General features: G+C 64.2%; 12 protein-coding genes and 1 pseudogene. 8 read left to right on the top strand and 5 right to left on the bottom strand.

Features of this window, described 5'->3' with window-relative positions; genetic code table 11:
- From NKJ08_RS37040 to NKJ08_RS37020, 5 genes are all read left to right on the top strand, one after another.
- On the top strand, positions 1-641 hold a 641-nt coding region (locus NKJ08_RS37040; RefSeq protein ID WP_352786153.1), incomplete at its 5' end, for an aldo/keto reductase.
- A gap of 347 nt (positions 642-988) precedes the next feature.
- On the top strand, positions 989-1,939 hold the full coding sequence (locus tag NKJ08_RS37035; protein ID WP_352777509.1) for a substrate-binding domain-containing protein: 951 nt from the start codon (positions 989-991) through the stop codon (positions 1,937-1,939).
- 92 nt (positions 1,940-2,031) lie between these two features.
- On the top strand, positions 2,032-3,609 hold the full coding sequence (locus NKJ08_RS37030) for a sugar ABC transporter ATP-binding protein (protein ID WP_352524059.1): 1,578 nt from the start codon (positions 2,032-2,034) through the stop codon (positions 3,607-3,609).
- On the top strand, positions 3,606-4,622 hold the full coding sequence (locus tag NKJ08_RS37025) for an ABC transporter permease (RefSeq protein ID WP_352524057.1): 1,017 nt from the start codon (positions 3,606-3,608) through the stop codon (positions 4,620-4,622). The genes NKJ08_RS37030 and NKJ08_RS37025 overlap by 4 nt, the downstream gene beginning before the upstream one ends.
- A 14-nt stretch (positions 4,623-4,636) precedes the next feature.
- A complete protein-coding gene (locus NKJ08_RS37020; protein WP_352786151.1) occupies positions 4,637-5,116 on the top strand; it encodes a GNAT family N-acetyltransferase in 480 nt (159 codons plus the stop codon).
- 165 nt (positions 5,117-5,281) lie between these two features.
- On the opposite strand, the gene NKJ08_RS37015 is transcribed toward NKJ08_RS37020, so the two are convergent.
- From NKJ08_RS37015 to NKJ08_RS37000, 4 genes and pseudogenes are all read right to left on the bottom strand, one after another.
- A complete protein-coding gene (locus NKJ08_RS37015; protein WP_352777447.1) occupies positions 5,282-5,923 on the bottom strand; it encodes a DUF982 domain-containing protein in 642 nt (213 codons plus the stop codon).
- Positions 5,920-6,135 carry a hypothetical protein gene (locus tag NKJ08_RS37010; RefSeq protein WP_352524052.1) on the bottom strand — a complete coding sequence of 72 codons (216 nt, stop codon included), beginning with the start codon at positions 6,133-6,135 and terminating at the stop codon, positions 5,920-5,922. Before NKJ08_RS37010 ends, NKJ08_RS37015 begins: the two co-directional genes overlap by 4 nt.
- Positions 6,136-6,239: 104 nt before the next feature.
- On the bottom strand, positions 6,240-7,871 hold the full coding sequence (groL, locus tag NKJ08_RS37005; protein WP_352524050.1) for a chaperonin GroEL: 1,632 nt from the start codon (positions 7,869-7,871) through the stop codon (positions 6,240-6,242).
- Between the two features lie 45 nt (positions 7,872-7,916).
- Positions 7,917-8,230: pseudogene (locus NKJ08_RS37000) on the bottom strand (co-chaperone GroES).
- A 352-nt stretch (positions 8,231-8,582) separates the two neighbouring features.
- On the opposite strand from NKJ08_RS37000, the gene NKJ08_RS36995 reads away from it, so the two are divergent.
- On the top strand, positions 8,583-8,852 hold the full coding sequence (locus NKJ08_RS36995; protein WP_352524048.1) for an usg protein: 270 nt from the start codon (positions 8,583-8,585) through the stop codon (positions 8,850-8,852).
- Positions 8,853-8,864: 12 nt separating this feature from the next.
- Here NKJ08_RS36995 and NKJ08_RS36990 read toward each other — a convergent pair whose 3' ends face one another.
- On the bottom strand, positions 8,865-9,077 hold the full coding sequence (locus tag NKJ08_RS36990) for a hypothetical protein (protein ID WP_352524046.1): 213 nt from the start codon (positions 9,075-9,077) through the stop codon (positions 8,865-8,867).
- A gap of 343 nt (positions 9,078-9,420) precedes the next feature.
- Here NKJ08_RS36990 and NKJ08_RS36985 point away from each other — a divergent pair, with 343 nt between their 5' ends.
- Together NKJ08_RS36985 and NKJ08_RS36980 are read left to right on the top strand one after the other, a co-directional pair.
- A complete protein-coding gene (locus NKJ08_RS36985) occupies positions 9,421-9,897 on the top strand; it encodes an Hsp20 family protein (RefSeq protein ID WP_352777450.1) in 477 nt (158 codons plus the stop codon).
- 29 nt (positions 9,898-9,926) lie between these two features.
- Positions 9,927-10,377: Hsp20/alpha crystallin family protein (locus NKJ08_RS36980; RefSeq protein WP_352786149.1), on the top strand; the 451-nt coding region annotated here is incomplete at its 3' end.

Raw genomic sequence — 10,377 nt, 5'->3', positions numbered from 1 at the left:
TCCTCTATCAGCACCGCGTCGATCCGGCGGTGCCGATCGAGGAGGTGGCCGGCGCGGTCGGCAGGCTGATCGCCGAGGGCAAGGTCCGCTTCTTCGGCCTGTCGGAAGCCGGTGCCGCCACCATCCGCCGGGCACATGCGGCGCATCCGGTGTCGGCCGTGCAGAGCGAATATTCTCTGTGGGAGCGCAATCTGGAGCCGGAAATCATCCCGCTGCTGAAGGAGCTCGGCATCGGCCTGGTGCCGTTCTCGCCGCTCGGCCGCGGTTTCCTCACTGGCGACGTCAGGCGCGCCGAAGAGTATCCTGAGGGCGATTACCGGCGCGGCGACCCGCGCTACCAGGGCGCCAACTATGACGCCAACATGCAGGCGGCAGCCATGGTACTCGACATCGCCGCGGCCAAGCGCGTCAAGCCAGGCCAGATCGCGCTGGCCTGGCTGCTGCACAAGGGGAGCGACTTCGGCATCGACATCGTGCCGATCCCCGGCACCAAGCGCAGAAAATACCTGGAAGAGAACGTCGCCGCGGCTTCGCTCAAGCTCGACGCCGCCGAGATGGCGACGCTGGACGACGCGCTGGCGCCGGGCAAGGTCGCCGGGCCGCGCTACGGCGAGCGCACCATGGTGATGATCGATCGGTAGGCTGGCGAGAGACTTCCCTTCTCCCCTTGTGGGAGAAGGTCGGATGAGGGGTGCTCCAGCTTGGCACAAACTGCGCTTCGTCCAACACCCCCAACCGTCTTGGCGCTGCGCGCCAATCCACCTGGAGCCACTCGTTCTTGCGCAAAGCTCCGGCCTTGGCTAGCATCCGCCCGCCGGCGCCGAGCGGAGGAGAAACGTCGCGGTGGACCGGCTGGAGCGCCGTTGCGTCCCTTCAAAGCGAGTTGGGCGCTCAAAGGACACTCCATTTTTGAATCGACGCAAGGAACCTTCCGGAAAACTTATTCCGGTTTCGGGGTCGTGCGCTCATCTGGGAGGAGACTAAATTGATCAACAGACGTGAATTTCTGCTGTCGTCCGTGGCGATGGGCACATTGGCGCTTGCCGCTCCGCAACTGGCCTTCGCCCAGGACAAGCTGACCATCCTGGGTTCGGTGCCGAGCCTCGGCTTTCCGTTCTTCGTGCACATGCTGAACCAGATCAAGGCGGAAGCTGCGGCGCAAGGCGTCAACCTGGTCGAGAGCGACGGCCAGAACTCGGCGCCCAAGCAGACCGCCGACATCGAGGCGGCGCTGGTGCAGAAGGTCAACGCCATCGTCATCTCGCCGCTTGACGTCAACGCGCTGGCCCCGGCCATCGAAGAAGCGGTGAAGGCCGGCGTTCCCGTCGTCACCATTGATCGCCGCGTTGAGGGCGTCGAGGGCATCCTCGCCCATGTCGGCGCCGATAACGTCAAGGGCGGCGAGGCCGAAGCGCAGGCTATGGTGGCGGCGTTCCCGAACGGCGCCAAGATCTTCCATTTGCAGGGCCAGCCCGGCGCCGGGCCGGCTATCGACCGTAACAAGGGCGTGCACAACGTCCTCGATCCCATGAAGGACAAGTACCAGATCATCTTCGAGCAGACCGCCAACTTCGACCGCGCCGAGGCGCTCTCCGTCACCGAGGCCGGCCTTGCCGCTAACGGCAAGCCCGACGCGATCATCTGCGCCAATGACGACATGGCGCTCGGCGCGGTTGAAGCCTGCGCGGCGCGCAACTTCACCGACGTCAAGATCTACGGCTTCGACGCGCTTCCCGAAGCACTGGTCGCCGTGCGCGACGGCAAGCTGGCCGGCACGGTCGAGCAGTTCCCCGGCGAGCAGTCGCGCACCGCGGTGCAGATCGCGGTCGCCTACGCCAAGGACAAGACCGAGCCGAAGGAAAAGCTGGTGCTTTTGACGCCGATCGTCATCGGCAAAGACAATCTCGACAAGGCTGAAAGGCTGGGCGAGACGAAGTAGGCTGCAATTGGCAAAAGCCGGTGGGACAGCGCCCCTCGCTGTCCCGCCGACTTGTATAAATCGGAACGATCGACCCCAATCGGGAGGACTGTTTGTCTCCAGCCGAAGCCCCAGCGCCTTCACCATCTCCCGCCCTGCTCACCGTCGAGGGCGTGACCAAGCACTTCGCCGGCGTCACCGCGCTGAGCGACGTTTCGCTCGAAGTCCACCCCGGCGAGATCCTCGGCCTGCTCGGCGAGAACGGTGCCGGCAAGTCGACGCTGCTCAAGATTCTCTCCGGCGTGATGCCGCCGACCAGCGGCCGCATCGTCTTCGACGGGATCGAATTCAGCCCGCACAACCCGCAGGACGCCAAACGGCTCGGCATCGTCACCATCTACCAGGAACTGAGCCTGATCCCGACGCTGACCGTGGCGGAAAACATCTTCATCGGCCGTGCGCCGCTCGGCCGGTTCGGGCTGGTCAGCTGGCGAAAGATGGTGGAAGACTCACGCGCGATCATCGCCCGCGTCGGCCTCGACCTCGACCCGGCGACGCCGGTTTCGGCATTGTCCGTGGCCGAGCAGCAGCTGGTCGAGATCGCCCGCGCGCTGTCGCTGAAGAGCCGTCTCATCATCATGGACGAGCCGACCTCGGCGCTGACCGAAACCGAAGTGCAGAAGCTGATGGCGATTATGGGCCGGCTGCGCAGGGATGGCGTCGCCATCATGTTCGTCACCCACAGGCTGGAGGAGGCATCGGCGATTTGCGACCGCATGACGGTGCTGCGCGACGGCAGGCTGGCCGGCCAGCTCGATCGTGAGGGCGGACCGATCAGGCTGCCGAAGATCATCGAGAAGATGGTTGGCCGCGCCGCGTCCGAGCTCTATGCGAGACCGACGCTGCGCGATGTCGCCGGCGACGTCCGGCTCTCGGTGCGCGGCCTGCGCACGGTGCGCGATCCGCAGGCGCCGCACGCCATCGTGCTTGAAGGCGTCGATCTCGACCTCAAGGCGGGCGAGATCCTCGGCGTCGCGGGGCTCGTCGGCTCCGGCCGCACCGAGCTCGCCCGCGCCATCTTCGGTGCCGACCGCATTGCCGCCGGCACAATCATGCTCGACGGCAAGCCGATCGCGCCGGCCTCACCCGCCGACGCCATCGAGCTCGGAATCGGTCTCGTGCCGGAAGACCGCAAGCACCAGGCGATCTTCGCCGCACTCGGCATCCTCACCAATTTTTCCGTCGCCGCGCTCGACCGCTACTCCAATGCCGCCGGTTTCATGGCCGAGCGGCGCGAGCGCGAGGCGCTGGCGAACTACAGGAAGACGCTGTCGATCCGCATGGCCTCGCCCGAGCAGGCGATCGAGGGATTGTCGGGAGGCAATCAGCAAAAAGTCATCCTTGCCCGCTGGCTGGCGCGCGACCCGAAGGTGCTGATCGTCGATGAACCGACGCGTGGTGTCGATGTCGGCGCCAAGGCGGAGGTGCACCAGATCCTGGTACAGCTCGCAGCGCGCGGCATCGCCATCATGATGATCTCTTCGGAACTGCCCGAAGTGCTTGCGGTGTCGGACAGGATCGTCACCATGCGGCGCGGTCGCATCACCGGCGAGATGCCCGGCATCGAGGCGACCGAGGAAAAACTGATGGAATTGATGGCGCTCGACCAGAAGCAGGAAGCAACGCTATGACCAGCGCGACCGAACGGAGCCAGCGCGGCGGCATCAATATTGCGCGCCTGTTGATGAGCTTCGGCCCGCTAATGTTCCTGGCGCTGCTGATCGTCGTCTTCACCGTGCTGAAGCCGAGCTTCATCGACCCTATCAACCTGTTCAACATCATGCGTCAGATCTCGATCACCGGGTTGATCGCGCTCGGCATGACCTTCGTCATCCTCACCGCCGGCATCGATCTGTCGGTCGGCTCGCTGCTCGCCTTCTGCGGCATGGTCGCGGCGGTGGTGGCCAAGGGCGGCACCGCCAACACGCTGTCCCTGTCGACAACGGGCACGCAAGGCTATGGCTGGTTCGCCGCTCTTCTCGCAGCCGTCATCGTTGGCGCCGTCGCCGGCAGCGTCCAGGGCTTTGCCATCACCAGGCTGAAGGTGCCGCCCTTCGTCGTCACGCTCGGCGGCCTCACCGTGTTTCGCGGCCTGACGCTGACGATCTCCAATGGCGGCCCGATCTCCGGCTTCGACGCCTCGATGCGCTGGTTCGGCACCGGGCTGATCGGTCCGGTTCCGGTGCCGGCGATCATCTTCGCGATTGCGGCCATCCTTTGCCACATCGTGCTGCGCTACACCCGCTACGGTCGCGCCGTCTATGCCGTCGGCGGCAATGCCGAGGCGGCGCGGCTCTCCGGTCTGCGGGTCGACCGCATCCTGATCTCGGTCTACATCATCGTCGGCTTCTTCGCCGGCCTCGCCGCCTTCGTTTTGTCGGCGCGGCTCAACTCCTCCGAAGCCGTCGCCGGCATCGGCTACGAGCTGACGGTGATCTCGGCGGTCGTCATCGGCGGCACCTCACTGTTCGGCGGCATCGGCAGCGTCGGCGGCACGGTGGTGGGTGCAGGGCTGATCGGCGTGCTGCAGAACGGGCTGCAGTTCAACAACGTCTCGTCCTACACGCAAAGCATCGTCATCGGCCTGATCCTCACCCTCGCCGTGGCCTTCGACCGCTGGCTGAAATCGCGGGTAAGGCGGTGACCCAAATAAGAACCATGACCGAACAGGACGTGCCGGCGGTGTCGCGGCTGCTGGGCCAATCCTGGCGCCACACCTATTCACCGATCCTGGGTGCCGAGACCACGGCACGGCTGTCGGATGAGAAGCACGCGCCGGAGCGGCTGGCGGCCGAGCTCGGGGACGACAACAAGATGTCGTTCGTCGCCGAACGGGCTGATGGCTCTATCGCCGGCTACGCCATGGCGGCCATGAATGACCAGGGCGAGGTCATGCTCGAGCGGCTTCATGTCGACAAAAGCGAGTTCGGTACCGGGCTGGCAGCCGATCTTTTGCACGCGGTTCTTGCCGCGCATGCGGGGATTCCCAGCCTCGCGCTGGAGGTGATCGAGGGCAACGACCGGGCAATCGCCTTTTATCGCAGGCACGGTTTCGAAGTGGTTGAGCGCAGGGCGGCCGCGCATGGTGTGGGCGGCCACCCCTCGCTGATTATGCGCCGGCTGCTGCCACGGGCTTAGCAAGCGAAAGCGGCTGAGCGCGTAATCTCCCCCTCGAGGGGAGATGGCCGGCAGGCCAGAGGGGGGTCGCCTCGCGTGAAGCGCCAACCTCCTCTTTCGTCCCACAGGGCGTTGCGCCAGGACATTCCGACCCCCTCTGTCGCCTTCGGCGACTTCTCCGACCGCTCACGCCAGGGCGTTGACACGCTGTGGGCGCGTTGTCCAGTTGGCAACCGTCGCGCCAGCAACGGTCTCGCCGGCAACCATCCTGGTCGTCTGCGGCGCAAGCAGGTCGTTGCGGCGGGCGAAGGCGACGAAGGTGGCGCGCGCCGTGTCGCCGTCGATCTCTCCTTCCATTGCCGCCCGGCAGGCCTTGGCGGCGATGTCATGCGCGGCCGTCCGGCTCGTTGCCGGCCACTCAGCCAAAAGCGCATAAGCCTCAGCCGCGCTTTCTATCTTTGTCGGCGTACCGAGGCCGGTGAGGATGGTAACCGGCTTGTCGAAGGAAGCACGATCCATGACACTCTCCTTTCCTGGCTTAATCGGATCCTTTCGGAGCTCAACTGCACGGGCGCTTCGATCCTCGAGGGCCGTCCCCAAGACGGCGTCGATCGGCGGATGCAATACGGACTGCGGCGTGCCCGGCCGCGGCAGCAACCGGTGCATCTTGACCAGCGCCTCGAGCCAGGCCGCCACGCCCAGCGGCGGATGTTCGCGCCCGTAGAGCCACGCCCTTGCCTTGGCTACCGGGTATCCCGCCTCTTCAGCGAAATCGGTTTCCGACCACCGCAACAGGCGCAGGCAATCGCGCATCCGCGCCGCGATCATTTGTGCTCCTCCTTGCCGGCCCCTAGGCGTTGAGCCGACAAAAACATCAGCGTGTAGGCCGCCTTGCGGCGATCCCAGCCGGCCGACTCGGCCATATCCAGCAAGCCATCGACCAAAGGCGCCAGCGCCGTCCTACAATCGGTTTCATAGTTGAAATCGTTCTTCGGGCGGGTCGGCGCCGCGATCTTCCCAAAACTGTCCGTCATATCCATGGCAACACCTGCTCAGCATCAGTCCCGGACCGGCAAAACCGTGCCCGCTTTTTGCCGGACACGGTCCATCTGCCGTTTCGAGGTCCCGCTTCGGAAGCCTGACCTTAGAAGTCCATGCCGCCACCGCCGGGCATGGCCGGTGCGGCAGCTTCCTTCTTCGGCTTCTCTGCCACCATCGCCTCGGTCGTCACCAGCAGGCCGGCGACGGAAGCGGCGCCCTGGAGAGCAGTGCGCACGACCTTGGCCGGGTCGATGACGCCTTGACTGTAGAGGTCGCCGAACTCGTTGGTCTGCGCGTTCCAGCCATAGCCGAAATCGGCCGTCTCGCGCAGTTTGCCGACAATGATTGAGCCTTCGGCACCGGCGTTCTCGGCGATCTGGCGGACCGGCGCTTCAATCGCGCGGCGCACGATCTCGACGCCGGTCTTCTGGTCCGGATTGTCGACCTCGATATTGTCGAGCGCCGTCGCCGCCCTGAGCAGCGCCACGCCGCCGCCGGGCAGGATGCCCTCCTCGACCGCCGCGCGTGTGGCGTGCATGGCGTCGTCGACGCGATCCTTGCGCTCTTTGACCTCGATCTCGGTCGAGCCGCCGACGCGGATGACGGCGACACCGCCGGCCAGCTTGGCCAGCCGCTCCTGCAGCTTCTCGCGGTCGTAGTCGGAGGTGGTTTCCTCGATCTGCGCCTTGATCTGGCTGATGCGCGCCTGGATTTCATCCTTGCGGCCGGCACCGTCGACGATGGTGGTGTTTTCCTTCTCGATCAGCACCTTCTTGGCGCGGCCGAGCATCTCCAATGTGACGTTCTCGAGTTTGATGCCGAGGTCTTCCGAGATCGCCGTGCCGCCGGTCAGGATGGCAATGTCTTCCAGCATCGCCTTGCGGCGGTCACCAAAGCCTGGCGCCTTGACGGCTGCAACCTTCAGGCCACCGCGCAGCTTGTTGACGACGAGCGTCGCCAGCGCCTCGCCTTCGACGTCCTCGGCGATGATCAGCAGCGGCTTGCCGGATTGCACGGCGGCTTCGAGCACGGGAAGCATGGCCTGCAGGTTGGAGAGCTTCTTCTCGTGGATCAGCACATAGGGTTCTTCGAGTTCGACGCGCATCTTGTCCTGGTTGGTGATGAAATAAGGCGAGAGGTAGCCACGGTCGAACTGCATGCCTTCGACCACTTCCAACTCGGTCTCGGCGGTCTTGGCTTCTTCGACAGTGATGACGCCCTCATTGCCAACCCTTTCCATCGCCTCGGCGAGGAAGCGGCCGATCTCGGCATCGCCATTGGCAGAGATGGCGCCGACCTGGGCGATTTCGTCGTTCCTGGTGACCTTGCGGGCATTGGATTTCAGGTCGGCGACGACGGCGTCGACCGCCTTGTCGATGCCGCGCTTCAGGTCCATCGGGTTCATGCCGGCAGCGACGGCCTTGGCCCCTTCCCTGACGATCGCCTGTGCAAGAATCGTCGCGGTCGTGGTGCCATCGCCGGCGGTGTCGCTGGTCTTCGAGGCGACCTCGCGCACCATCTGCGCGCCCATGTTCTCGAACTTGTCCTCAAGCTCGATTTCCTTGGCGACGGTAACGCCGTCCTTGGTGATGCGCGGGGCGCCGAATTGCTTGTCGAGGATGACGTTGCGGCCCTTGGGACCGAGCGTCACCTTCACCGCGTTGGCGAGGATATCGACGCCGCGTAACATCTTCTCGCGGGCTTCGGTATGGAATTTCACATCTTTGGCAGCCATTGGATAATCCCTTCAAAACAGTCAGCTTAGACTGACTAGGCCCGCTCAGGCGGCCTTCTGCATTTCGCCGGTGGCTTCGATCACGCCCAGCACGTCGCCTTCCTTCATGATGAGCAGGTCCTCGCCGTCGAGCTTGATCTCGGTGCCGGACCATTTGCCGAACAGGATGCGGTCGCCGACCTTGACGTCGAGCGGCTGCAGCTGGCCGCTGTCGTCGCGCGCGCCCGGACCGGCGGCGATCACTTGCCCTCCTGCGGCTTTTCCTTGGCGGTGTCGGGAATGATGATGCCGCCCGCGGTCTTCTCGTCGACCTCGATGCGGCGGACCAGGATACGGTCATGCAATGGACGGAACGCCATGTCGTTCTCCTCATAGGACAAACAGGTTTTCTTGGACCTCCCTTCGCAGTCGACCGGCGATGGCGGCCGACGCGACGGTGCGCGACCCTTCATCAGGCATCGCGCACATACGAACTAGTCGCGCTTTTTTCAGCTTTCAAGAGGATCGCATAAAAATTTTAGCACTCGAAGCAAGAGAGTGCCAATGTTCTGTAATTGCTCGTACATTTGCCGTTGCTGGCACAATGATGCTTGAAATTTTCGGGCAATTTTCCACAAAATCGTGTTCGTTCCGGAGCCGCTCGCGGCGACTGGAACCTATGTTGAACCCGTTGCGTTTTGCAGACTGAGGTTCATTGGAAAGGAAAGACCCATGACCAGCAGGGACTTTCAGCTCCAGATGCAAGGGTTTGGCCTGACGACGGCAGAAATCCACTACCGTCTGCCCGACCATCGCAGCCTGCTGCAGCTCTACATCTGGCAGGAATACGATATCGCCCCGGATTTCCCGACGCTGAAGCATTTCCTCGATTTCTGGGAGCGCGAGATCGAAGGCCCGCTGCACTCGGTGCGTGTCGCCCATCAACACCTGATCCAGCCCTCCGAATGGCGGGCCGTAAACGGCATTATCACCGTCCACTGAAGAGCAAGCCGGTTATTCCTCGTCGTCCGGCCCTTGCAGCAGTTCGATCAGCGTCGCCACCCTGGCCGTCGGCAGCGGGCGGCCCTCGTTCACCAGCGCCTCGTCGGCGCCGATCCAGGCCAGGGCCTCGCGCAGCTCCTGGACCGTCCCGTCCGTCGCCGCGATGTCGGCAATGATGGCGTCGTCGACCGGGCCTAGCACAGAAATGATCTCGTCGCGTGTCATGGTCAGCTCCATCTGCGAGTGCCGGGAATGGAGCCCGGCAACAGAAGAATCTGGGTCTTGACCTGCGACAGACAATAACCGGCCGCGGAAGTCAGCGCTGGCGATTGAAGCCGGCCGGCGAAACAGCCAGTCTCCCCCTCAAGGGCCCGCAAGGGGAGATTGGCGGCTTGGTCGACAGCGCCGACAACAACAAAACCGGTAACGCGAAAGCCACCGGGTCTTGACTTGCGGCGGACAATAACCAGATCGAAGGCACCGGTCGCCGAAATGGGGCCGGCGGAACCAGGGAGCGCCAGCTCTTTGGCGCTCCTCGTATCTATATTGCTCGATGGAGGATGTAGCTATGAGAACCGCATTCGATTTTTCCCCGCTCTATCGGTCGAGCATCGGCTTCGATCGCGTCTTCAACCTGCTGGAAAATGCTCCGCAGGCCTTCGACGCCTGGCCGCCCTATGACATCGCGCGCAGCGGCGAGAACAATTACCGCGTCACCATCGCCGTAGCCGGGTTTTCCGAGGACGACCTCGAGATCACCCACGAGCCGAACCTCCTGATCGTCTCCGGCCGGTACCAGGATCCGGACAACGCGGAGTATCTGCATCGTGGCCTCGCCGCGCGGCCCTTTACCCGCCGTTTCGAGCTTGCCGATCACGTCAAGGTAGCAGGCGCCTCGCTCGACAACGGTCTGCTCAGCATCGATCTGGTACGTGAGGTGCCGGAGGAGATGAAGCCTCGGCGCATCGCCATCGCGACCGACGCCGCCGCGCCGAAGACCGGGCCGAAGGTCGCGCAGGTCGAAGCAAACAAGCAGGCCGCCTGAACGCACCAGTCGAGAAAGGAGACTATGCAATGGCTATTCGTGATCTCATTTCCTGGGGCCGGGAGAACAATCAGGTCCCCAGCCTCTATCGCGACGGCGATCGCGATCCCTTCGTGACGCTGCATCGCGAAATGAACCGCCTGTTCGACGAGGCGTTCCGCGGCTTCGACACGCGGCTGCCGTCGCTCGGTGGCCTCTCCGCTGCCCGCGCCAGCTGGCCGAGCGTCGAAATCTCCGATGGCGAAAAGGAGATTCGCGTCACCGCCGAGATCCCCGGCATGGACGAGAAGGACATCGAGCTGCTGCTCGATGACGGCGTGCTGACGCTGCGCGGCGAGAAGCGTGAAGAGACCGAGGACAAGGACAGGCAGTTCTCCGAACGCTTCTACGGCCGTTTCGAGCGGCGTATCCCGCTCGGCTACGAAGTCGACGAAGACAAGGTGAACGCCGCGTTCCAGAACGGCGTGCTCAGCGTGACGC

Origin of the sequence: Mesorhizobium sp. M0244 (assembly GCF_040321795.1) — a bacterium.
Taxonomy (GTDB): domain Bacteria; phylum Pseudomonadota; class Alphaproteobacteria; order Rhizobiales; family Rhizobiaceae; genus Mesorhizobium.
This window is presented reverse-complemented; position numbering and strand designations above follow the sequence as displayed.